The organism is Rheinheimera tangshanensis (assembly GCF_014645135.1).
GTDB lineage: Bacteria > Pseudomonadota > Gammaproteobacteria > Enterobacterales > Alteromonadaceae > Pararheinheimera > Pararheinheimera tangshanensis.
In genome coordinates, this window is sequence record NZ_BMLH01000007.1 from 162,863 (window position 1) to 186,135 (window position 23,273).

Sequence of the window (23,273 nt, forward strand, 5' to 3'; positions counted from 1 at the left end):
TGTTATTTAACTTGGCCGCTATCTTAGCTGCAACAAAAAAGTTTCACCAGAGCGCATCCAAAGCTCTGTAACCTTCGTAGCTGCTAAAGATGTAAAAGTAACGGAGTGGAAAAATAATAGATGGGACCACAGGAACAGTTGATCCAATGGCTACAGGCCACTGCTCAGGGCGATAAAAGCGCCTTTGCACAACTCTACAAAGCAACGTCAGGAAAACTTTTTGCCGTAAGCTTGCAATTGCTCAGACGCCGGGATTGGGCAGAAGATGTGTTGCAGGATGCCTTTGTCCGCATCTGGCACAATGCGGCAGATTATCATACTGACAAAGGCACAGTGATGACCTGGATGATCAGTATCACCCGTTACCGGGCATTGGACCTGATTAAAACCCGACAATTTAAAGCCGAGCATATAGAGTTGGACCCGGACTGGAGAGCGGACGATACAGAGGAGGAGTCTGTCAGCCTGCCCAGGGAGAGGGTTAAACTGGATGACTGTATGTCTGCATTGGAGGCTGAACACCGTCAGTCTATTTATCTGGCTTTTGTAAACGGCCTGACACATCACGAAATTACCAGCCATACCGGCGCGCCTTTAGGTTCGGTTAAAAGCTGGATCAGACGGGGCTTGGCCCGCTTAAAGAGGTGTCTTGAAGCATGAATTATTTACAGCAAGAACGGCTGGACGCCTTAAGTGTTAACTATGTGTTGGGGGGCATGAGGGGAAAAGCCAGACAAAGATTTCAACGGCTATTGATGCAACAGCAGCAGGCACGTGAGTCAGTATGGCGCTGGGAACAACATCTGAATCCACTGGCAGAGTCCCTGACTGCGGTAGAACCTGATGAGAGTCTATGGCAAAAACTGCAACAACGCCTCGGCTGGCAAAAAGCAGATGTGGTGCAACTCAAGCCTAAAGGTAGTTGGTTGCATCCGGCAAATTGGGTGGCTGTGGCCGCTGCTGCCAGCCTGGCTCTGGTGTTATTGCTGCCACCTCCGGCTACAGCACCAGTGGAGCTGGCTGTGATCCAAACCAAAGAGGCAAAAGCATTGTGGTTAGTTTCAAAACAAGGTGACACAGTGGTACTGCAAGCCAGTGCTGCTGTGCCTGCCGATCCTGCGCATGATTATGAACTCTGGATGCTACCGACCTCTGGTCAGTCCCCTATCTCGTTGGGATTATTGCCACAAAGCGGCAAAGTTAGTTATCCATGGCCAAAAGCTGCTACAGGTTTAGTGGTAGCTGTCCTTGCGGTTAGTTTAGAACCTAAAGGCGGCTCACCTACAGGACAGCCGACCGGAGCTGTGCTGCATACCAGCGAATTGATGACACTCTAATCTGAGTGATGAATTGTGTGATTGAATTAAAACGGAGCCATTAGGTTCCGTTTTTTTATGCCTCTTTGTCCTGTTTTTCTCTGCCGCTAAAAAGGCGTGAAAAAATAATTTATTTATTTTCTTTTTGCTGCATCCAAAAAAAACACTTTGTCGTTACTCCCTCTGCAACATCAACAGAGGAACACCATGATGAAACTACAAAAGACCATAACTACTGTCAGTCTCGCCGTCGCTATTGCCTTATCTGGTATGGCTCAGGCATCCAGTCACCGGGAGGCTCCAAATATTACCCGCCTGCCTACACTCGATTCGACTGACTTTTATTTGTTTAACAGCTATGAGGCAGGTCGTTCGGGTTATGTCACAGTGCTGGCAAACTACATTCCGCTGCAAGACCCGCAAGGCGGCCCAAATTACTTTGCGCTCGACCCTGCGGCTGTTTATAGCATCCACATAGACAACACTGGGGATGCAGTAGAAGATCTAACCTTCCAGTTCCGCTTTAGTCAGCAACTAGCCAATGACAACATGGGAGTAAAACTTCCTATAGGCCCGGCAGATAACCAAAAAATGGTGGCCGTACCGCTGAAAAATGTCGGTGCTATCAGTGCAGGGAACTCTGCGGCATTAAATTTTATAGAAACCTATCAATTGAGTCTGGTCACTGGACCGCAGCAAAGTGGCACGAAAACAGCTTTAAGTTCCGGATCTGCTGACGGTAGTTTTATCAAGCCATACGACTATATTGGCGAAAAAACCTTTGGTAACAGCGCAGCTTACCAAAGTTATGCGAACCAATATATGTACGAAACCAGCTTGCCTGGCTGTGACGCCAAGGCCCGAGTGTTTGTCGGACAGCGCAAAGATCCTTTTGTTGTGAACCTCGGCGAAACCTTTGATTTAGTGAATTATGTTCCGGTCGAAGGCGACAGTGCCCCTGGTGCAGGTGATGCTGCTGGCTTCCCTGGTGGCATTACGCAAAACGCTGCCAATGATGATTTACGTGGTAAAAATGTCACCACACTGGCATTGGAACTGCCTACTTCTTGCGTCACAGGAACTGGTAACGGTGTAATTGGCGCCTGGACCACAGCCAGTCTGCCGCAAGCGAGGATCTTAAACCCCAATCCGACGTTTGATAATACTGAAGTCAATGGCGGCGCTTTAGTGCAAGTCTCGCGTTTAAGTAACCCGCTGGTCAACGAGCTGGTCATAGGTGTGGCGGATAAAGATAAATTTTCAACCAGTCACCCGAAAGACGATGGTCAATTTGCTGACTATGTCACTCATCCTAGCTTACCAGCCCTGCTGAATGTGCTGTTTAAAGACGCGGTCAATGCGACGCTGGGCACCAGCATTGAGGATCTAGCACCCACCAATTTTCCACGCAACGACTTAGTGACGGCATTTTTAACAGGTGTGCCTGGTGTGAATCAGTTAAGCACAGTCACACCGTCTGAAATGCTGCGCTTAAACACCGCCATTGCAGCTACACCAGCAGCTAACCAATCTGCTTTTGGTGTTGCAGGCAACGATTTGGCAGGTTTCCCTAATGGCCGTCGCCCTGGTGATGATGTAGTCGATATTGCGTTGAGGGTCATGATGGGAGCTTTGTGTCATGATATTCCAGTCAATAGTACCCCAACTAATCTGGGACTCTGCAAACCTGCAGATGCACCAGTAGGTAATGTGTCTTTTACAGATGGAGCTCCGCTGGATGCCAGTATGATGGACAGCAGCTTTCCCTATTTACGTGCACCACTGGCTGGTTCACCTAACTGAGAAGGAGCTTGATGATGCGTAAATTAATATGGCTTTTCCCTCTAGCGCTGTTATCCGCCTGTGGGTCTGAGGACAAAAAAAACTCGGCACCTGTATTTGCAGAAGCCAGTTTTGCCACAGAAACAGAGACACAAGTGATGGATAAACTGATAGCTACTGATCCTGACGGGGATATGCTGAGCTATAGCATCGACTCTCAGCCAGTCAATGGCAGCCTGACACTGAACAGCAATGGTGATTTTGTTTACCAACCCAAGGCTGAATATACAGGCAGTGACAGTTTTGTCGCGCGGGTAACAGATGGAGATCTCACCGCAAGCGCGACAATCCGCTTAGAAGTCAACAGGGCCACAGTCTCTTTCCTGCAATACAGCAAAACCGCGTTTGCTCAACAGGAAACTGATATGGCGTTATCGACCAATGGGCGGGATTTTACTCAGGACACTGAAGATACAGCGGATTACGCTGAAGTGTTTCAGTAACAATGGACTGAAATAAGCAAGCCCCGGTCTGACCGGGGCTGTTATGGAGCAGATGATGTTACAAAAAATAGCATGCATTACAATGGTTTTTCTTTTAATGGCAGGTACAACAGCCTTACCCACTATCACTTTTGCAGCATCTGCTGAAGGCGGATTGATGCTGCAGAGCAAAAGTCGCGTTGTGTTGCCCGCTTGGGTGAGACATGTGGAACAGCAGTCCTCACAATCTCAGTCAGCTGAGGATCAGGTAACACTGGCACAAGCCTACCTGCAACTGGCTCGTCAGCCGGGCTGGAGCCGTTACTTTGACAAGGCGCAGCAGCTATTAAAAAAAGCTCACAGCCCCTCTTCTGCCGCCTATTGGCTGGCTTTAGCAGATATTTCACAGCAGCAACATCAGTTTGAGGATGCGCTGAATTATCTGGCAAAAGCCCAAAAGCTGCAGCCTGACGATATCAATGCTTTGTTAATGAAAAACCGGATTTATCTGGTACAAAATAATACTACCGCGGCGCTGGCTGAATGCAAAAAGTTGCTGGGGCAACAAGAGCTGTTTTTATTGTCCTTGTGCAGTTTGGAAGTTGCAGGACGTCAAGGCAAAACTCAGGATAGTTATAAGGCTTTGCAACTGTTGGCAAGGCAACAGCAAAGTATCCCACTGGCGCAACAACAGTGGCTGATTGCCGTGCTGGCTGAGCAAGCGGAAGTCTTACACCAACCCAAGCAAGCACGAGCCTGGTTAGAGCAGCTGTTATTCGCAGCACAATCTGAGCTTGCACCTTTGCCACTCTGGGTGAAATGGGCCGATTTAACGCTGAAGCAGGATGCAACTTTGGTGTATCAGAAATTACAGCACCTACATCAACACCAACAGCTCGAAGACGCCCTTCTGCTGCGCCTGGCTTTAGCGGAACAACAACTGGCCGAAGGACAAGAGTATCAAGTCCTGATGCAACAAAGGGTTTCACTGCGGGAACAGCGTCAGGACACACTGCACAGCGCTGACCTGGCTCATTATTATCTGCGACTCGCCCCTGACCCAAAGAAAGCCTTGTACTACGCCAGACTAAATGTCCAGCAAGCACAAGAGCCGGATGATCAGCAGTTATTCACTCTGGCGCTTAAGCAGTCGCAACAAGACACCTCCCCCTCAGTCCAAACAGGAGAACAACCATGAAATGGCTTTTAGTCATAAGTTTATGTTTAAGTTGCTCTGTCTCTGCACACAGTTTAAGCACCGCCTTTATGCAACTACATAACACAGAGGCAGGCTTATCCGCCAGACTGGAACTGAGTATTGCCGACTTACAACAAGCATTAAACTGGCCTGCTGATCAGGATATACGCTGGAGTGATATCCAAAAAAATAAAACACAGATCTTTAGCTATCTGCAGCAACATCTGTATGTAAAGAGCAAACAAAACAACCGCTGCGTGTTGGAAACTGAGGCCAATGCATGGACAGCTGTGGAAAAAAACCAAACCTATTACTTAAGTTTACCCTTAGTCAGCACCTGTAACGCGCAACAAAGTTCATTGCATTATCAGCTGTTTAGCGAGTTGCATGATCATAAACTGCTGGTAAGCTGGCAAGACAAACAATGGGTTGTCTCGCATCAGAGCCCTGCCCTGGACCTAACCAAAGTTGCTCCCTGATGAACAAATCTCAACAGATGTTAAGCTGCACGCTGTCGCTTTGTTCTGCTCTGGTCATAGCGCAGGAGCAGACCAGTGCAACAGAACCTGAACTGATTTTAGTTCGGGGCAATCAACACCAGCATGGGTCCACCATTAATGCCTCAGAAGGCCATGTGCACGGCGTAGACATTGAACAACGGGCCCTGCTAAGACCCGGTGATATGCTGGAGTTTGTGCCAGGTATGGTCGTCACTCAACACAGTGGCAGTGGCAAAGCCAATCAGTATTTTTTACGGGGTTTTAATCTGGATCACGGCACCGACTTTGCAACTTCAGTCGATGGTATGCCTGTCAATATGCGAAGTCATGGCCATGGCCAGGGCTATTCAGATCTGAATTTCCTGATCCCCGAGCTTGTCGAGCATATTCGCTATCGTAAAGGCAACTATAAGGCACAGGATGGTGATTTTGCCAATGCAGGCGCAGCTGATTTTGAATTAAAAAATCAAGGCCCAGAACTGCTTCAATTAAGCTTGGGTCAACATCAATACCAGAGACTTTTAGCCAGTGGCAGCACAAGTTATGACTCTGCAGACTGGCTTAATGCAGTCGAGCTGCAAGGTTATGCAGGCCCATGGCAAGGTGTCGATGAACAGGTTAAAAAAGTGAATCTGGTCAGTCGTTACAGCACGCAACAACACGACTCTGCACAACAACTAACCTTTATGCTGTATGACAATAGCTGGAATGCAGCGGATCAAATCCCACAGCGGGCCATCGATCAGGGACTGATCGACAGGTTGGGAGTGATAGACCCAAGTTCAGGAGGCAATAGTAACAGGCAGAGCATCTCTGGGCACTGGCAACAGCAGAACTTCAGAGCCAGTGGCTATTGGATCCAGAGTGAATTGCAGCTCTGGTCGAATTTCAGTTACTTTCTCAATGATCCACTCAAAGGCGACCAGTTTGAACAAAGCGATAAAAGGCAGTTGTTTGGCGGTGAAATCAGCAAAGAACTGCAACTTAAACTGGGTTCTTTAGACTGGAGCCATCAATTCGGTCTGCAAAGCCGTTATGACGATATTGATCAGCTTGGTTTGTCGCTCACTGAAAACCGGATACAACATCAGGCGGTGCGAATGGATCAGGTGCAACAGCAGTCCTGGTCTGTGTTTCATCAGCAGCAACTGCAGTTAAACCCCGACTGGCAAGCTCAGCTTGGACTGCGTTATGACTGGATGTCTGCCAAAGTAGAAAGCCTTCTTCACCAGGAAAACAGTGGACGCGCATCACAAGGCATCAGCTCTGTGAAACTTGGGCTGCGTTACCAAAGCGACGAAGCTCAGCAATGGGATTTTTCTGTTGGACAAGGCATGCATTCTAATGATGCAAGAGGCGCAACCATCACCACAGATCCTGTCACTGGGGAATCGGCCAGTGCCGTTCCACTTTGGGTTCGCTCTGAAGGCGCAGAACTGGGCTGGCGTTATCTCCAATCGAAGCAATGGCAAATTTCGGTCGCGGTTTGGGCCTTGCAGCTTGATTCCGAGCTGGTTTATATAGGTGATGCCGGAGGCACAGAACCGAACAGAGCATCCCGCAGAACCGGTGCTGAACTGGCCTGGTATTATTGGATAAGTCCTGTCTGGACTTTGGATTTGGAACTTGCCACCAGTCGCAGCAGGTATAAAAGTAACAGTGCAGATGAAGGTCGGTTTATTGAAGGAGCCCTGCCCGCCGTCGCCAGTATTGCCATCAACTACCATGACGATACAGGACTGCATGCCAATCTGCGTTTACGCCATTTTGGCAACAGAACCCTCGACAGCTACAACCAACAACAAGCTCCCAGCAGTACGGTATTGAATGCGGACTTATCCTACCAATGGCAACAATGGGAATTTGGTGCTGAACTCTTGAATCTAACCAACAGGAAAGTGGCAGATATGGTGTATTTCTATCCATCCCGTTTGGAAAACGAAGCCACAGCTGTTGAAGACAGACACTTTCACCCGCTGGAGCCTCGTATGGTGCGTTTGTCCGTTGGTTATCGTTTTTAGCTAGTCAGAGTCTGATGTTCCATACAGAAAACTAATAAAAAGCCAGCATTCAAATCACTGGCTTTTTATATGGCTTTGTATTTTTAGCAGCAAGCTAAACTCAGGCTTTTTTCGCCCAGGCTGCACACCAGCCTTCAGCACTGACCAATTTGCCGGGGAAAATGTTACATCCCCTTAACGCATCGCCGTCTTTGCCCTGCACTTGCATACAGTTGGCACAATTAGCTCCGGCGACAGTAGACTTATCGACATATTTCATTGCTACTGCCAGTGGGTCATCCGCTTTTACTTGCTCCTGCGCCAATGCATGCAATGCTGTGCCACCTAAGGTAATACCTACTAAGGTAGAAGCCGATAGTTTTAAAAAATTACGTCTGTCTAAATTTCCCATCTTGTTACTCCGTTTTTGTCATTGTTGCATCAAGGTGTTCTGCCCCTTGACGTTACTTGGCTATATACCTTACGGAGTATGGACGAAATAAGATTATATGGCTTTGATCTAACGCAGTTTTTGACAGCTTCAACTGGCAAGTTCAACAGACAGTTCTGTAAACATCAGTTCCAGATCCTGGACTTTGTGACATAAAACTTTAGCCATTGCTCTATGGTGCCTTGCTGCCGTTGTTCTTGCAGGTAAAGGTTAAAGGCAGCTAGTTTCGGCTTCCAGCGAGGGTGAAATGCTACCGTCAGAGCCACAGCATTAAAACCTTGTGCAGAGCGATACAGAGCCTCATCGGGAAAGTGATGATGCAATAACCAGTTCGCGACATGCTCGTTGATAAAGGCAAAATCACAACGACCATTAAGCAACATTTTCAGTTGAGTGAGCTCACTGGAGGAATCAACCCGTGCCGTCTCATTACTACTAAAATAAGGCTCTAAGGCTTCATAGATATAATACTGGCGGGTGCACACCGTTTTGCCCTTAATCAACTCAGGCAATTGAGCCTGCGCTGCTATAGGATGGCGAGCCAGTAAATAATCTTTGTGTTCCAGTAAAGGCTCAGAAAACAATAATTTTTCTGGATGTTGTGTCCACTCTTTCGCTAATAAAATAGCGTCTACTTCACCTTGGTAGAGTCGATGCTCAGCCCGGGTTCTGTTATCTGACACATAGTGCACAGCAATATTTTGCTGCTGAAAAAAGTCCTGCAATATCTCCGGAACCAAACCAACCACCTTTTGAGTAGTTTCGTCCTGATACATATAAGGCGGCACCTGAGGGTAATAAAGCACAAATTTAAGATCAGCCGGTGTGGGGTCAAGCGGTTTCGCAACGACACAGCTCCCTGAAGTGACCAGCATCAAAATCAGTACTTTTAATAGTTTCATGCAATTATCCGTCTAACCAGACCAAAAGCTATCTGTCGATTCGATCGATGATACTAGCATTAGCGTTTTTATCAAATACTTGTTTTGAGCCAGAGTCCACCGAAAAATTATGGCCTGACTGTTGTCAGTGAACCGACAGTGACATAGAGTGCCGCCACATCTTATTTTTCTGAATTTTAGTGAGTTATGAAACAACACCTTTTGTGGTTTGGTATCGCCAGCTTAGTTTTGTCTGCCTGCAGTCAAACGTCCGGCATTCATCAATCTAATCAGTTTGATAACAATGGGCTGGATAAAAAAGCCAAACTATTGAGTGGCACCTATCAGTTGCAGCAAGGCGCAGCATTAAAAGCTCAGTGGCTGACACCGGAGTTGTTATCCGGTCTTGAAGAGCAATTGAAGTACCTGAACAAAAAGTCAGTAGCACAGCAGCATAATTTGCCGGGTTTAACCATCACTAAAAGCCAGTTGCAGCAAAGCATCCATGACTTACTGCAATGGGCGGAGCACCCCACGGCTCAAGGAGGTAAAGCTTTTGCACTGCACCAACTCTCAGGTGAAGATGGCAAAGGCAATGTGCAGTTTACCGGTTACTACGTGCCGGTGTTTAAAGTACGGACCACAGCGAATGCAGAATACAAATACCCTATTTATCGTAAACCTGCAGGGTTAACAAACTATCCTAATCGCGAGCAAATTGACTTCGAACAAGCGCTGGCGGGTCAAGGACTGGAACTGTTTTACAGCAACAGCCTGGTCGATAATTTTTTTATGCAGGTACAAGGCTCAGGCGTAGTCGAAGATGAATATGGTCAGCAGCATTTATTAAGCTACGGTGGTGGTAACGGCCATTCGTACCGCAGTTTAGGCAAAGTACTGATTGAAATGGGTGAATATACAGCAGATACCATCTCTGCTTCAGCTATTAAAGAATGGCTGGCTAAACATCCACACAGACAACGCGAATTGATGAGTCGAAACCCCAGTTATACTTTTTTCTCCAAGGGTTTGGACAAACCCGTAGGTGCCGCCAATGTGCCTCTAACGCCATTACACTCTATAGCGGTAGACCCGGCTTTTATTCCTTTAGGTTCGGTAGTACTGGCGCAGGTGCCGGTGCTGGACGGCAAAGGTGAATTAACAGGCCATGAGTTCAGATTAATGCTGGCTCAGGATAAAGGCGCGGCTATTAAAACCCCGGGCCGGATTGATGTGTATCAGGGCATTGGTGATGAAGCTCAGCAGCGCAGCGACAGCTTGCGCCATTACGGCAAAATATGGCTGGTGTTACCAAAATAAGGATCAGAGCCAAAGCTCTGATCCTTTAAGCTACAGTTAGAAACTCACTTAGTTCAGATGTGTTTTCAGCGCCTGACCGGCTTGGTCCAATGCGGCTTGTGTACCAGGTACATCAGAGAGTACATTCAGTAAACCAAAGTCGTGGATCATGCCGTTGTAGCGCACTGATGTCACTGTCACACCTGCCGCATCCAGCTTGTTGGCATAAGCTTCCCCCTCGTCACGCAGTACATCTAAAGCGGCGGTTTGTACCAGAGCTGGCGGTAAACCTTTTAACTGCTCTATGCTGGCACGCAGTGGTGAGGCATAAATCTCGTTACGCTCTGCAGGATTCGTGGTGTAATTATCCCAAAACCACCGCATCATGTTTTTGCTCAGGAAGTAGCCGTCTGCAAGCTGGTTGTAGGACGTATTTTCAAAGTTCGCATCTGTCACAGGCCATAACAGCAACTGGAATTTAAGTGCTGGAGTACCCGCTTCTTTGGCTTTTAGAGCTACCACTGCCGCCATATTGCCACCGACACTGTTACCGGCGACCGCTAAACGTGAGCTGTCGATGTTCAGCTCTTTGCCATGCTCTGCCACCCATTTGGTTGCGGCATAAGCCTGATTAATAGCTGTTGGGTATTTGGCTTCTGGTGATGGCGTGTAATCCACATACACAGCTGCTGCACCAGAGCGGCTGACTAAATCACGGATTAAACGCTCGTGAGTTGGGAAATCGCCTAACACCCAGCCACCACCGTGGAAGAACATAAAGGCTGGTAATACACCTTTGCTGCCTGCAGGACGAACCACCACCAGTTTTAATGGCTTGCCATCGATCCTAATGGTTTTTTCACTGACATCAGCAGCTGGTAATGTGGCACCGGCCTGAGCACCTGTTAACACAGCGCGGGCATCTTTAGGCGACAGTTGCTCTAAAGGTGTACCTCCGCTCTGAGCCAGTGCATTTAAAAAGCCCTGAGTTTGTTGTTCTACCTGTACATCAAGAGCAGGACCACCAGCGGCGAAAGCACTGTTAATGCCTAAAGCAATGACTGTTAAACCTACAATTTTACGAAATGTGTTCATATTCATCTCCTCGCCGCAGCGGTCTATGGGTAGCGATAACAGGTTGATTACTCATCTAACTGTTATCGCGATACATTAATAATTAAAAAATTTAGTTTATTGAGCTGAATGTTGTGCTGTTAGCTGACAATCACTAAACGCACATCAATATTGCCGCGGGTTGCGTTGGAGTAAGGACAAACCTGATGAGCCTTAGTCACTAAGTCCTGCGCTACTTCCAAACTTACACCTGGTAGGCTGATTTGCAGCTCAATATCCAGACCAAAACCACCCGGGATTTGGCCAATACCCACCTCAGCCGTGATTTTGGATTCGTTACTCACCAGCACTTTTTGTTGTGAAGCGACATATTTAATGGCACCTAAGAAACAAGCTGAGTAACCAGCGGCAAATAACTGCTCAGGGTTAGTCGCTGCGCCACCTGCGCCACCTAATTCTTTAGGAGTACTTAATTTCACATCCAATACGCCGTCTGAAGATACTGAACGACCGTCACGACCTGAAGTTGAAGTTGCTATTGCTTTGTAAAGTACTTGCATGATGTATTCCTCTGTTAAGTTCATTTGTTTGCGATATATATTATCGCGATAGTTGTTTACTTTAAAAAAATGGGTGAATTCACCCGGTTTTACTATCGTTACTGCCAGTCCTTACGGACCTAATCTGTACTGCTTAAAAACTCTTTTCTAGCTGCTGTATCCGGTCGTTTTATTGCCGTTAAACCAGCTGTTCGACCCGACTTGCGATAATGTTATTGCAATAACTGTTATTTCGCAAGTTTATTTTCTGATTATTTTACTGGTAGCTCTTATGTGATTGTTTTTAAATGATTTAAAGTGGTCATTAAATGAAATAGGCAGCATTAAAAAAGGGCCATCAAGGCCCTTCTGCGAACACTAGTGTTTTACTCTGATTCAAAGTTTCTTGCTTAACTGTGCTCGTAACTGCACTAACTCCTGGCGTAATGCATGGATCTCTGGTTCAGCCATACCACAACTGACACCTACAGTACGATTCACTTCAGCTGCCTGCACCCGCATAGCCCAGCCCGCTTTGGTTAAACGAATTTCCAGAGTCCGTTCATTTTGCGGATTACGGCTTCGGATCAATAAACCCATAGCTTCCATCCGCTTAATTACAGGAGTTAAAGCACCTGAGTCTATTTGCAGTTGCTCGCCCACATCTTTTAACGCCAAACCATCGTTTTGCCACAAAATCAGCATAATTAAGTACTGCGGATAGGTCAGACCCAATTTATCCAGCAAAGGCTTGTAGACCTTCGTCATCGCCAGCGAGGTGGAATATAAAGCAAAACAAAGCTGCTGATCCAGATGCAAAGCTTTTTGGCTTTGAGCATCCAAAGGGGTTGGGATTTGGTCTGATGAATTGGCCATGCTGAAATTGCCTGTCTAGGAGCTAACAAACCGCAAGGTTAATCAGCCCATAGCCAAAGGTCAACTTCTTCTCTGCTTTTATCGGCTAATCCACAGTGCTTATTAAACTGCGTTTTTTCCCTAAATATTTCCACAGCACTCTTGATATCCATTTTTTAACCCTCACTTATGTACCGTTCGTTACACAATGCATATTTATTAGCCAGTCCATCACTATTTACATGTAGTCACCTACAAAATCAAAGTGCTGAGGATTAGGTAATAGCTATGAAGTTTTAGGTCGTTATCTAAAGTGGCCCCTTCTGCAAAAACCACAGGCGTCACTACGGAATACAGCAGGAGTCTTGATGCAAAAAATTTTATTGGTTTTAGTGATGCTATTGCTGGGCCTGCAAGCTCAGGCACAAGTAGCAGCTATTGATATCGTCAAAGGCGAAGGTGAAGTTTTAGGTTTGCGTTTGGGCTATAGGCCCTCTGAGTGGTATCTGTCTCACATACCTGTCGTAGGCGATGCCCACCTATATATGGAAGTCAGCGCAAATCTGTGGCGTTACGGCGAGGAGCCCGAATATGAAAGTAACCTTGCGCTCGCCTTGTCTCCAGTGCTGGTGAAACAATTCAGTACCTTCTATGACAGAGCCTTATTTTGGGAATTTGGTATAGGTTTTAGTTTGCTCAATAAACAACGTTTTGCTGGCAAAGATTTAGGCTCTCATTATCAATTTGAAGACCGCATAGGATTGATCTGGCAGGTGCAAAGTCAAGCTCAACTGGCACTGCGTTACATGCATTACTCCAATGCTGGACTACAAAAACCTAATCCGGGTCTTGATTTTATTGCCTTATCTTATGCATATAGATTTTGAATCTGTTGTCCAACATAGATAAAAGCCGCCTGAAAAGGCGGCTTTGTTTTTCACTCAGAAACATCAGACTTTAAAGCGGGTTACCAACGCATTCAAATCCACAGCCAGGCGCGACAATTCATGAGCGGAGGCGCTGGTTTGGTTGGCTCCAGCGGCAGTTTGTGCGGCCAGATCGCTGATATTGACAATGTTGCGGTCAATTTCACGCGCTACTTTGGCTTGCTCTTCGGCCGCACTTGCGATCACCAGATTACTGTCGCTTATTTTATTAATGCGTTGGGTAATAATACTCAAAGCCTCACCTGCAGCCTGCGCTACGGTTAACGCATGGCCAGCTTTGTCGCTGCTATGTTTCATTGCACTGACCGCATCCCCTGTACCGCTGCGGATTTTCGCGATCATCTCTTCAATTTCACGGGTTGAAGTTTGAGTACGATGCGCCAGTGCCCGTACTTCGTCTGCTACTACAGCAAAACCACGACCAGCATCCCCTGCCCGCGCCGCTTCAATAGCAGCGTTTAATGCCAGTAAGTTTGTCTGTTCGGCAATAGCACGGATCACATCCAGCACCTTGCCGATATCCTGAGACTGCACAGCCAGACCCTGGATCAAATCCGACGTTAACGCCACATCCTGATTCATATCGCGGATGGCTTTGACGGTTTCATCGACTTGCTGTTGGCCCTGTACCGCCATTTTGGCGGATTCTGTCGACTGCTCAGAGGTTTGTACTGCAGTTTGTGCCACCTCATCGACGGCAGAACTCATCTCGGTAATAGCCGTTGCGGCTTGCTGAATTTCGTCATTTTGCTGCTGTAAACCACGGGACGAGTCTTCGGTGACTGAATTTAACTCCTCAGCAGCGGAAGCCAACTGATCCGAGGAATTAGAAATATGGCTCATCGCATCCCGCAAATTTTGCTGCATTTTTTGTAGTGCGGCCATCAAACGACTAGCTTCATCTGCACCACTGACTGCGATTTTCTGCGTTAAATCGCCTGAGGCCACAGTTTCTGCCACAGTAACCGCCTCATTCATAGGAGCGGTAATACTACGAGTCATCCACAGCGCAATAAAAATACTGACGCTAATACCGACGAGGATAGCGAGAATCACAAAAATTTTACTGGTCTCATAGTTTTCAGTGGAAAGTGCTGTCTGTTGTGTGGAATGCTCTCTGTTGATCTGCGCCAATTGCATCAGAGCTTTAGTCATTTTATCTGAATGGCCTGTTAACTCTTCATGACTGATCCGGGTTGCTTCCGTTTTATTACCCGAATCAAGCGCCTGTAATAAGCGAGCCTGGCTTGCAAAATAACTTTCTTGTGCAGCAACAAACTGCTGATAAACTTCGCGTTCCCCTTCGATAGAAATTAGTGTTCCGTACTTCTGTTGATGAACAGCTACATCAGCCCTGACTTTGGCCAAAGCCGCCTGATAATCCGTTTTTTGCTGCTCCGTCTCTGCTAACATCAAACGAAAAGTAAAAATTCGTACCCGCATCATATCCAAATTTAATGCGGCCAGAGTATCCAGCGTTGGAATAGTGTTACCCTCAATCTCATCGGAGACAGTTCGCATTTGCGCCATATTCATCAGTGCCATGCTGCCTTGTAATACCACCAACAAACCCAATACTGCGAACCCAGCCAATAAGCGGGCGCCAATTTTATAATTCCTTAAAAACATCTGTGTCTTTCCTGTGATTGATTTTTAGAGACGAGCGTTATTTCCATAAAAGTCTAGGCGACAATATAAAAAAAACTCAATTTTTTTCAGTTAATTACGCACTAATATTCATATTTATACTGAGAAAACAAAGACTGAGCTAACTGCCAGACAGGCCCAGGCCTTTGATTTCCAATCCGCAGACCATCCACCTCGACCACTGCTGCCACTTCCTTACTGGAGCTGGTTAACCAGACTTCATCAGCAATCAGCAGCTCATGTTTACTGACAGGCCGTTCTTCTACGGTCAGCTTGCTATGCTGACGTAAAATACTCAGTAACAGCTGACGCGTAATGCCGGGTAGTATCTTGTGACTTAGAGGCGGCGTGATGACTACCGTATCCTTTACAATAAATACATTGGTTGAGCTGCCTTCGGTTAAAAATCCATGCTCATCGAATAAAATACACTCGTTCAACCCCAAAGCAGCTGCCTGCTGGTGATGCATCACATTGCCCAGTAAAGCGGTAGACTTGATATGACAACGCTGCCAGCGTAAATCCTCAGCTGTGATCACTTTGTAACAAGGTGCAGTCTCTGTATCCGCCAGAGGTTCTGCGCTTATCTCAAAGGCATACGCAAAAATAGTAGCAGCAATAGCTTTTGGATAGGCATGAGCTCTCTTTGTATCAGTTCCACGACTTACGTGCAGGTAGATGCCAAGATTGCCCTCACCATTGGACTGGATTAACTGCTGCACCAGCTGCTGCCAATCCTGCACTGTCATCGCACACTGAATATCTAAAGCTGCCAGACCTGTTTGTAAGCGCTGGATATGAGCAGCAAACCCCACGCAACGCCCACCATAAGACGGGATCACCTCATAGATGCCATCCCCAAATAAAAAACCTCTGTCCATAGGAGAAATTTTTGCCTCAGCCGCCTGCATAAATTGTCCGTTTAAATACACCACACTCATCTGTTTTATCCTGTCTGTTTTTTATTCTGGAAAACAAAGACGCTGTAAGTCAGCAATTAGTAACTCTGCATGGGCAGGCGGCAAACTATCCTCAGTCTGACAGGCAAGGCCTGTCACGCCGTCAACAGCACCGCGCTCAACTAAATACGCTAAGAGTTCTTTAGGCTGACAGTCGAGCAGCCAGCCACAACCCGTCTCTGCATCTTTTAGTTTTGACACTAGTGCCAGTACCCCATAAGCAGCCCAGTTAGATACGTCGGCCAGTAATAATTCATCACTGCCAGTGACTGACGGTGTGATAGCCAGCTGCGATACCGCCTGATAAAGCTTCCCCATCCCTATTTCATTGCCACCATCACCTATTGCTATAGCTGGACAACAGGCCTGTTGAAAAAATACATCAAAATTGGCGCAACGTGCCGAGATATCCTGTCCTCTCATATTGTAATAGCGACCATCGGCGGCCAAACCTGGTCTTTCTATGGAAATAATTAGTTCAGGATGGTGTTGCTGCAAAAACTGCTGAGCAAAAGATGCAGCATCTGCACTGTTTACCGGTAATTGTAAGCAGGAATAACCGTCTTTTAACGCCGAAAATAACGGTTCTCCACAACAGAGTAAGGGTGTGGCCCCCAGTTTTTCCAGTACCTTGTATAACACCAGAGCACCAACAGGGCCGTCAGTTTCAAAGCTATCGGCGACCGGAAAGCCAGTACCTATCAGTACTAAGCCTTTGCAACCGACGATGAGTTGAGCTACCCGCAAATAACTACCTGTTGGTAAATGCGCCGATAAAGTGGCCATGCCACGCAGGTTTTGTCTGACCATCATCTGCTCTATGTCAGCACTGAGCCTGAGTAAATCCATTGACCTTAACTCCGTAATTCCATAGCCAACTGAGCCCAATAGTTTTGTTGTTCATGCTGATAAGACAGGAGCTTTTTCGGTTCCACTGTATAAAAACTAATCCTCTGACCCTGTCGGCGCTGAGCCAAAGCGGCGGCATCCCGGGCGAGTATCACGCCAGGCTTGGGGTAGCCTCCCAGAGTTTGCCGGTCATTTAGCAGCACTATAGGCAAGCCATCCGGTGGTAGTTGCACAGCGCCATAACAAATGCCCTCAGATAACAAAGATTTAGGCTGGCACAATAGCGGTTCGCCCTGTAATCGATAGCCCATGCGGTCATACAAGCCAGACACCTGATACTCAGTATTGCATAGCTGCTGCCACTGTGAATTGTCAAACCAGTGCTGTTGATACCCTGGCACTAAACCCAGTTCGAGCGAAGCTGAGAAGTCCGGCCAAAATTTTTCCGGCAAGGACCAAAGTAAAGATCTGTAGGCCGGGCGTACAGGTAAAAACTGACCTTGTTGTAATGCAGCCCCGGCAATACCTCCGACTTTTTCCCGCAGGACAGTGCTGTTGCTGCCAAAGTGTTTTGGTAGCTGAAAACCTCCCGCTACCGCCAGATAACACCTCAGCCCGGATTTGGCAAAACCTAACTCAATCACATCGTCTTTTTTAATTCGATGACTTTGCCACAAGGCCTTAGATTGGCCGTTCACTTTCAGTGGCATTTGAGCGCCGGTCACACAAAACACTGTGTCAGCCAAAGCCACTGCGGTCAAACCACCGACTGAGATTTCGATCTGGCAACTTGGATGTGGGTTTTGCAGCAACAGATCGGCACTACGGTAGCTGACCGCATCTGCTGGTCCGCCCTGAGTTAAACCTAAATGGGCATAACCAAAACGCCCCTGATCCTGCAAGGTCGCAAGCACGCCAGGATTTACCACCACAAAAGCAGACATCAGCACAATTCCTGCGGCAATTGGCCACCTAAAGCCAAAAATTCACTTCGGCTTATTGATTGAAAACGTACTCTGTCGCCTACCGCAAACGGCATCAATGCTTCGGCGGTTCCGGCATACTCTGGTTTGAATAAGGCCGTTGGACATAACCCCAGAATATTCCAGCCACCCGGTGATTCAGCCGGATAAACCGCAGTTTGCCTGTCCGCTATCCCCACAGCGCCTTTGGGAACTTTAGGACGGGGACTCACTAAACGCGGTGTCGCAAGACGTTCATCCAGCTCACCCAAATAAGCAAAACCGGGCGCAAAACCTATGGCATAGACTCTGTATTCCACTGACTGATGTACATCAATCACTTGTGTTGTGCTCAAACCTGCCCGCTCTGCTACCGCAGCCAAATCCCAGGCCGGATGATAATACACTGGCAACACGACTAGCTGACCTGATTGTTCACAACTGCTGTCGTGCACCTTAAGCCGCTGCTCTAGCAAGGTTTTAATGACCAACAGCCCCCGATGTTCAGGTTTTAATACAATGAGTAAAGATGCATAAGAGGGCAATAATTCCTGCAGCTGTTCATGCAATAACAAACGGACTTGCTGTTGCACCTGCTGCAACTGACGCAGGTTTTTTTCTGATATTTCTGCTGGTAAATACAAAATCAGCGCGTTTTCACCCGCCAGCTCCAGTTGGATCATCTGCCCCTCAGCAACTGACGAATGGATTTGACTAATACAACGGCCTCTGGATTATCGCCATGCACACATAGAGTATCAGCAACAAGAGCGACTTTATCCCCCGTATCACTGACAACAGCGCCAGTTTGCAGTAACAGCTGTACTTGCTCCAGCGCGGCCTGCTGATCCAGCACACTACCTGTCTGACTGCGAGGTGTTAAAGAGCCATCTGTTTTGTAGCGCCGGTCGGCGAAAGCTTCAAACAATAATTCCAGCTGATAGCCTTTGGCCAGTTTCTTGTGCTCTGCTGCCGAAACACTCGCCAACAGCATCAGCTTTAAGGGTTTATGATAGCCAGCGACCGCCTGCATCACAGTTGCAAGCAAGGCAGGATTTGCCATCATATCGTTATACAAAGCACCATGAGGCTTGACGTAACTCAGTTCCAGCCCAAGACTTTTGGCTACCCCATCCACAGCGGCAATCTGATACCACAGTAAATGCTTCAGCTCCTCTGCTTGCATTTTAACGGAGCGACGACCAAAGCCTTGTCTATCGTCATAACTGGGGTGAGCGCCTATTTCGACCTGATGCTGTTTTGCTAAAGTTAAGGTACGAACCAGTACTGTCGGATCACCGGCATGAAAACCACAGGCAATATTGGCCTGGTCAATCAAAGGCATGACCTCTGAATCCAGTCCCATGTGCCAGGCACCAAAACTTTCGCCTAAGTCACAATTTAATTTGAGCAAAGTGTGCATTAAAAACTCGCCAAAGAAGTGTTCAGCAGATCCGTCACCAGCATATGGCCCGGACTGTGGGTGATACAAAATTCAGGTTTTGCCTGGGTGATCACAGCTTGCGGTGTAACACCGCAGGCCCAAAATACCGGCACTTCGTCCTGCTGAATGCTTACGGCATCGCCATAATCCGGTGATCGGAGATCAAAAATACCAATAGCTTCCGGAGCGCCAAAATGCACCGGAGCGCCGTGCACTGCAGGAAAACGGCTACAAATCTGAATAGCACGTATCGCATCAGCAGGCTTCATCGGTCTCATACTGACCACCATAGTGCCGGAAAAGCGCCCGGCGGGGACACATGGCAGATTGGTATTGTACATAGGGACATTTTTGCCTTCGCTAATATGGCGGATCTCCAGCCCTGCAGCAATTAACGCGTCCTCAAAGGAAAACGAGCAACCAATCAGAAAACTAACTAAGTCTTGGCGCCATAAAGCGCTAATATTCTGCACTTCGTCTGTCAGCTTGCCATGGCGGAAAATACGATAGCCAGGTAAATCAGTCCGAAGGTCAATGTCCTTTCCCAATTCAGGCAGTAAAAATTGACCGGGTTCAGATACCGCCACTAAAGGGCAGGCTTTAGGATTGCGCTGGCAAAACAACAAAAACTCCGCCGCCCAGCTCTGTGACAAAATCGCCATATTGCACTGCACATAACCGGACGCTAAACCGCTGGTCTGGCCACTGAACAGGCCTGTTCGGATCTGTTGACGTAACTGATAAGGGCTAAGGCTATTCATCGTCATCTAAAGCAAAAGGATGGAATAAATCCATACTAGCGGATTTAGTGATCTTTCCCAACCCTCTGTGACAAAAGCACAATTTACCTGGTTAAACATAAGAAATTGCCCGCAGGACGAAGCGGTCTGGTCGGGATGTTTTGCATCCATGTAAAACATAAAAAAGAGCACCGAAGTGCTCTTTTCATGCGATCAGCCCGAGTTTATTTTGAGGTCAATGGTTCGCCATAACTGGTTACGGCTGGTTTTCTGTTGCGGCTGAATCTGGCCTTCACTTTACGTTTAAAGGTTTCCAGACTGTCATAGAAAGTGGGTACCACCAACAAAGTCAACACAGTAGAGGTCAATACCCCACCTATCACTGAAATCCCCAAAGGTTTGTAGAACGCAGCGCCCTCACCTATACCAATAGCCACAGGTAACATACCTGCAACTAAAGCAAAAGTGGTCATCAGAATTGGACGTAGACGCTCACGACCCGCAGCAATTAATGCCTCTTCCAGCCCAAAACCTTCACTTTCTTTTTTACGGGCACAATCAATCAGCAAAATACCGTTTTTCACGACTATCCCCATCAACATCACCACGCCTATTAAACTCATCAGGTTTAAGGTTGCACCGGCTATCAACAAGGACAACACCACACCGATCAGAGATAAGGGCAAAGACATCATAATAGAGACTGGTGCCAGGAAGCTGTGGAACTGCACCACTAAAATCAGATACATCAACATCACAGCTAAACCCAAAGCTCCAAAAATGCTGCCGAAGACTTCTTCCTGATCACGGCTCTGACCACCAGATACCACATCATAACCAGGCGGGAATGGAATAGTTTTCAGTAGTTTTTTCGCGTCGGCATCTACTTCACCAAAACTGCGACCTTGTACGTTGGCCCCAACAGCCATCATACTCTCGCGGTCTAAGTGCTCAATCACTGCAGGCCCTTTGCCTACTGTCACTGTGGCTATTTGTTCCAATGGGATCATAGCGCCGGTGCGATTAGATAACAGCGGCAAGCGTTCCAAATCCTGCACTGTCATTCGTTCTTCCGGTTTAATACGAACATAAACGTTACGGGTTTCCCCTGTTGGGTCTATCCAATCGCCAATTTCAGCACCAGCAAATGCCAGACGTAAGGCACTGGCCGCATCACTCATCGATAACCCCAAGCTGGACGCCAAACCACGGTTAAACTCAATTTGAAGCTCAGGTTTAGGATCCTGAGTCGACAAGCCAACATCCACAGCACCAGGCACAGTTTTCAACTTTTCCATGTAATCCATCACCAGACCTTCCAACACTCTGCTATCCGGCCCACGGAACTGAATTTGCAACGCTTTACCGCCACCACCGCCATTTAAATCAGCGGAGACAGTGTATTCAGCCCCCACCAGTTGCTGCACCTTGGCACGTAATTCCGCCGCAACTTCACGGGAACTACGGTCACGTTCATATTCTTTTTTCAACCGGACAAAGATTTGAGCCCGGGTAATATTGCCCTGAGTTCCTACAGTGGTTTGGGTATACAACTGTTCAGGCAACTGGCGCGCAATAGCTGCCGCCTGCTCTGCTTTTATACTGGTGTACTCGATGCTGGCTTCTGAAGGCGCACGCACTGAAATCACCACACCACCATCGTCAGTTTCCGGCAGGAAACCTGAGCCACCATGAGCACCTTGCAGGTAAATAGCACCAAAGAAAGAGCCAAAAGCCAGCAACCACATCGACTTTCGGTGTTTTAACGCCCAGCCTATTAATCTGGAGTAACGTTCAGCCTGATGATCAAACCAACTATTAAAACGCTGTAATACTTTGCCAAGACCACGGCGTTTGGCATTTTTATCATGGTCCGGATCGTGCCAATAGGCGGACATCATCGGATCCAGCGTAAAGGAGATAAACAAAGACACCAACACAGAACAAGCTACGGTTAAACCAAAAGGCTTAAACCACTGCCCGGTAATACCATCCAAAAAGGCGATAGGAATAAATACAGCCACAATAGACATAGTGGTAGCGATAACCGCCATTCCAATTTCTTTGGTGCCATCACGGGCGGCTGTCATATTGTCTTTGCCCATTTCCATATGGCGGACAATGTTTTCCCGCACAACAATGGCATCATCAATCAGAATACCAATCGCCAGTGACAAGCCTAACAGCGACATAAAATTCAGCGTAAAGCCACAGGCCCAGACCGCGATAAAAGAGGCTAACACTGAGGTTGGCAGAGCCAATGAGGTAATAAGTGTCGAACGCCAGGAGTTTAAAAACACAAAAACGGTGACAATAGTCAGTAAAGCGCCCATAGACAGTGCTTCTGTCACGTTGCGCATACTGGCCGCTACGTCTTCACCTGAGTCACGTACCACCACTAATTCAAAATCGGCAGGTAAGGTTTTCTTTAACTCTTCAATTTTTGCTTTGATATCGTCCGTCACACTGATAGTGGAAGCGTCACGAGCTTTAATCACGTCTATTCCCAAAGAAGGCGTACCATTAAAGATAGACAAACGGCGCTGCTCTGCGGCGCCATCCACCACCTCAGCGACTTGCTCTAAACGAATAGCTTGATCGCCGTTGCGTTTGACGACCATTTGTTCAAATTCACGCACATCGCGCAGACGGCCCTGGATACGAATACCCTGCTCTTCCATGCCGTTCACAACCCGACCTACTGGTGCAGCCACGTTTTGTGCACGCAAGGCATTGACCACATCCATAGCCGACACATTGGCTTCACGCATCGCATTGGAGTTTAAGAACACTGTCATTTCACGTTCTTTTTCCCCTTCCAGATTGACCAGCGCTACACCAGGCACAGCTCGTATTTCCCGGGCGATTTGATGTTCAGCCAGTTGCGACAGTTCTATCGGATCCATTGATTTGGACGATAAAGCCAGCGACATAATAGGGAAAGCATTCGGATCTTCACGACGCAGAAAAGGCTCCTTCATCTCCGTCGGCAGTTTGTCCCGTACTACGGCCACTGCATCCCGCATTTCCTGCGAGGCTTCAATCAGGTCTTTATCAAACTCAAAAATTGCCACTATCACCGCATTGGACTCACGGGCATATGAGCGTAGCTCCCTCATCCCGGTGATGGTAGCCATCGAGTCTTCCACCCGGTTTAACACTTCACGCTCAACAGTTTCAGGCGAAGCACCAGGATAAGGAATGGTCATCACCAGTACAGGAGGCTGAACATCAGGGAATTGGTTAGTTTTCAAATTGGTCATCGCAAAATAACCAAATATCATCATAGCCAGAGTGACGGCCACCACCACCATAGGGCGCTTGATACTAAAATCAGATAAAAACATG

22 protein-coding genes are annotated in these 23,273 nt (G+C 47.4%); 9 read left to right on the forward strand and 13 right to left on the reverse strand.

Annotation, left to right across the window (positions count from 1 at the left end):
- The first annotated feature begins 120 nt into the window (after nt 1–120).
- The 7 genes from IEW88_RS13780 (at nt 121) to IEW88_RS13810 (ending at nt 7,299) form a co-directional block, all read left to right on the forward strand.
- The gene (locus IEW88_RS13780) at nt 121–660 is read left to right on the forward strand and encodes a sigma-70 family RNA polymerase sigma factor (protein WP_147904657.1); all 540 of its coding nucleotides are present in this window, start codon (nt 121–123) and stop codon (nt 658–660) included.
- Nucleotides 657–1,337 carry an anti-sigma factor gene (locus tag IEW88_RS13785; RefSeq protein ID WP_147904656.1) on the forward strand — a complete coding sequence of 227 codons (681 nt, stop codon included), beginning with the start codon at nt 657–659 and terminating at the stop codon, nt 1,335–1,337. Before IEW88_RS13780 ends, IEW88_RS13785 begins: the two co-directional genes overlap by 4 nt.
- A 186-nt stretch (nt 1,338–1,523) precedes the next feature.
- On the forward strand, nt 1,524–3,119 hold the full coding sequence (locus IEW88_RS13790; RefSeq protein ID WP_229670494.1) for a DUF4331 domain-containing protein: 1,596 nt from the start codon (nt 1,524–1,526) through the stop codon (nt 3,117–3,119).
- 14 nt (nt 3,120–3,133) lie between these two features.
- Nucleotides 3,134–3,601, forward strand: a complete 468-nt coding sequence (locus tag IEW88_RS13795; RefSeq protein ID WP_147904655.1) for an Ig-like domain-containing protein — start codon at nt 3,134–3,136, stop codon at nt 3,599–3,601.
- A gap of 97 nt (nt 3,602–3,698) precedes the next feature.
- On the forward strand, nt 3,699–4,778 hold the full coding sequence (locus IEW88_RS13800; protein WP_147904654.1) for a tetratricopeptide repeat protein: 1,080 nt from the start codon (nt 3,699–3,701) through the stop codon (nt 4,776–4,778).
- Nucleotides 4,775–5,257 carry a hypothetical protein gene (locus IEW88_RS13805; protein WP_147904653.1) on the forward strand — a complete coding sequence of 161 codons (483 nt, stop codon included), beginning with the start codon at nt 4,775–4,777 and terminating at the stop codon, nt 5,255–5,257. Before IEW88_RS13800 ends, IEW88_RS13805 begins: the two co-directional genes overlap by 4 nt.
- Nucleotides 5,257–7,299 carry a TonB-dependent receptor gene (locus tag IEW88_RS13810; RefSeq protein ID WP_221411433.1) on the forward strand — a complete coding sequence of 681 codons (2,043 nt, stop codon included), beginning with the start codon at nt 5,257–5,259 and terminating at the stop codon, nt 7,297–7,299. The genes IEW88_RS13805 and IEW88_RS13810 overlap by 1 nt, the downstream gene beginning before the upstream one ends.
- A gap of 100 nt (nt 7,300–7,399) precedes the next feature.
- On the opposite strand, the gene IEW88_RS13815 is transcribed toward IEW88_RS13810, so the two are convergent.
- Together IEW88_RS13815 and IEW88_RS13820 are read right to left on the reverse strand one after the other, a co-directional pair.
- The gene (locus IEW88_RS13815; RefSeq protein ID WP_053424992.1) at nt 7,400–7,690 is read right to left on the reverse strand and encodes a high-potential iron-sulfur protein; all 291 of its coding nucleotides are present in this window, start codon (nt 7,688–7,690) and stop codon (nt 7,400–7,402) included.
- 164 nt (nt 7,691–7,854) lie between these two features.
- Nucleotides 7,855–8,631, reverse strand: a complete 777-nt coding sequence (locus IEW88_RS13820) for a substrate-binding periplasmic protein (protein ID WP_147904652.1) — start codon at nt 8,629–8,631, stop codon at nt 7,855–7,857.
- 186 nt (nt 8,632–8,817) lie between these two features.
- Here IEW88_RS13820 and mltA point away from each other — a divergent pair, with 186 nt between their 5' ends.
- The gene (mltA, locus tag IEW88_RS13825; RefSeq protein WP_147904651.1) at nt 8,818–9,930 is read left to right on the forward strand and encodes a murein transglycosylase A; all 1,113 of its coding nucleotides are present in this window, start codon (nt 8,818–8,820) and stop codon (nt 9,928–9,930) included.
- Nucleotides 9,931–9,978: 48 nt separating this feature from the next.
- Here mltA and IEW88_RS13830 read toward each other — a convergent pair whose 3' ends face one another.
- The 3 genes from IEW88_RS13830 to IEW88_RS13840 form a co-directional block, all read right to left on the reverse strand.
- Nucleotides 9,979–11,004, reverse strand: a complete 1,026-nt coding sequence (locus IEW88_RS13830) for an alpha/beta hydrolase (protein ID WP_147904650.1) — start codon at nt 11,002–11,004, stop codon at nt 9,979–9,981.
- A gap of 119 nt (nt 11,005–11,123) precedes the next feature.
- Nucleotides 11,124–11,543 (reverse strand): organic hydroperoxide resistance protein, encoded by a 420-nt coding sequence (locus tag IEW88_RS13835; RefSeq protein WP_147904649.1) that lies wholly within the window; start codon nt 11,541–11,543, stop codon nt 11,124–11,126.
- Nucleotides 11,544–11,918: 375 nt separating this feature from the next.
- On the reverse strand, nt 11,919–12,398 hold the full coding sequence (locus IEW88_RS13840; protein ID WP_147904648.1) for a MarR family winged helix-turn-helix transcriptional regulator: 480 nt from the start codon (nt 12,396–12,398) through the stop codon (nt 11,919–11,921).
- 347 nt (nt 12,399–12,745) lie between these two features.
- On the opposite strand from IEW88_RS13840, the gene IEW88_RS13845 reads away from it, so the two are divergent.
- Nucleotides 12,746–13,264, forward strand: a complete 519-nt coding sequence (locus IEW88_RS13845) for an acyloxyacyl hydrolase (RefSeq protein WP_147904647.1) — start codon at nt 12,746–12,748, stop codon at nt 13,262–13,264.
- Between the two features lie 63 nt (nt 13,265–13,327).
- Here the strand turns inward: IEW88_RS13845 and IEW88_RS13850 are convergent, their stop codons facing one another.
- The 8 genes from IEW88_RS13850 to IEW88_RS13885 all read right to left on the reverse strand — a co-directional run bounded on the left by IEW88_RS13850 (nt 13,328) and on the right by IEW88_RS13885 (nt 23,272).
- On the reverse strand, nt 13,328–14,953 hold the full coding sequence (locus IEW88_RS13850; RefSeq protein ID WP_147904646.1) for a methyl-accepting chemotaxis protein: 1,626 nt from the start codon (nt 14,951–14,953) through the stop codon (nt 13,328–13,330).
- A 101-nt stretch (nt 14,954–15,054) separates the two neighbouring features.
- Nucleotides 15,055–15,912, reverse strand: coding sequence for a D-amino acid aminotransferase (locus IEW88_RS13855; RefSeq protein WP_147904645.1), 858 nt, complete (start codon nt 15,910–15,912; stop codon nt 15,055–15,057).
- Between the two features lie 21 nt (nt 15,913–15,933).
- The gene (locus IEW88_RS13860) at nt 15,934–16,779 is read right to left on the reverse strand and encodes a glutamate cyclase domain-containing protein (RefSeq protein WP_147904644.1); all 846 of its coding nucleotides are present in this window, start codon (nt 16,777–16,779) and stop codon (nt 15,934–15,936) included.
- Between the two features lie 5 nt (nt 16,780–16,784).
- Complete coding sequence (locus tag IEW88_RS13865; RefSeq protein ID WP_147904643.1) at nt 16,785–17,723, reverse strand: 5-oxoprolinase subunit C family protein; 939 nt, start codon at nt 17,721–17,723, stop codon at nt 16,785–16,787.
- Complete coding sequence (locus tag IEW88_RS13870) at nt 17,723–18,424, reverse strand: 5-oxoprolinase subunit B family protein (protein WP_147904642.1); 702 nt, start codon at nt 18,422–18,424, stop codon at nt 17,723–17,725. The genes IEW88_RS13865 and IEW88_RS13870 overlap by 1 nt, the downstream gene beginning before the upstream one ends.
- The gene (locus tag IEW88_RS13875) at nt 18,421–19,164 is read right to left on the reverse strand and encodes a 5-oxoprolinase subunit PxpA (RefSeq protein WP_147904641.1); all 744 of its coding nucleotides are present in this window, start codon (nt 19,162–19,164) and stop codon (nt 18,421–18,423) included. The genes IEW88_RS13870 and IEW88_RS13875 overlap by 4 nt, the downstream gene beginning before the upstream one ends.
- Complete coding sequence (locus IEW88_RS13880) at nt 19,164–19,946, reverse strand: putative hydro-lyase (RefSeq protein ID WP_147904640.1); 783 nt, start codon at nt 19,944–19,946, stop codon at nt 19,164–19,166. Before IEW88_RS13880 ends, IEW88_RS13875 begins: the two co-directional genes overlap by 1 nt.
- A gap of 203 nt (nt 19,947–20,149) precedes the next feature.
- Nucleotides 20,150–23,272: an efflux RND transporter permease subunit gene (locus tag IEW88_RS13885; protein ID WP_147904639.1), complete on the reverse strand. Its 3,123-nt coding sequence runs from the start codon at nt 23,270–23,272 to the stop codon at nt 20,150–20,152.
- Nucleotide 23,273: the final 1 nt, after the last annotated feature.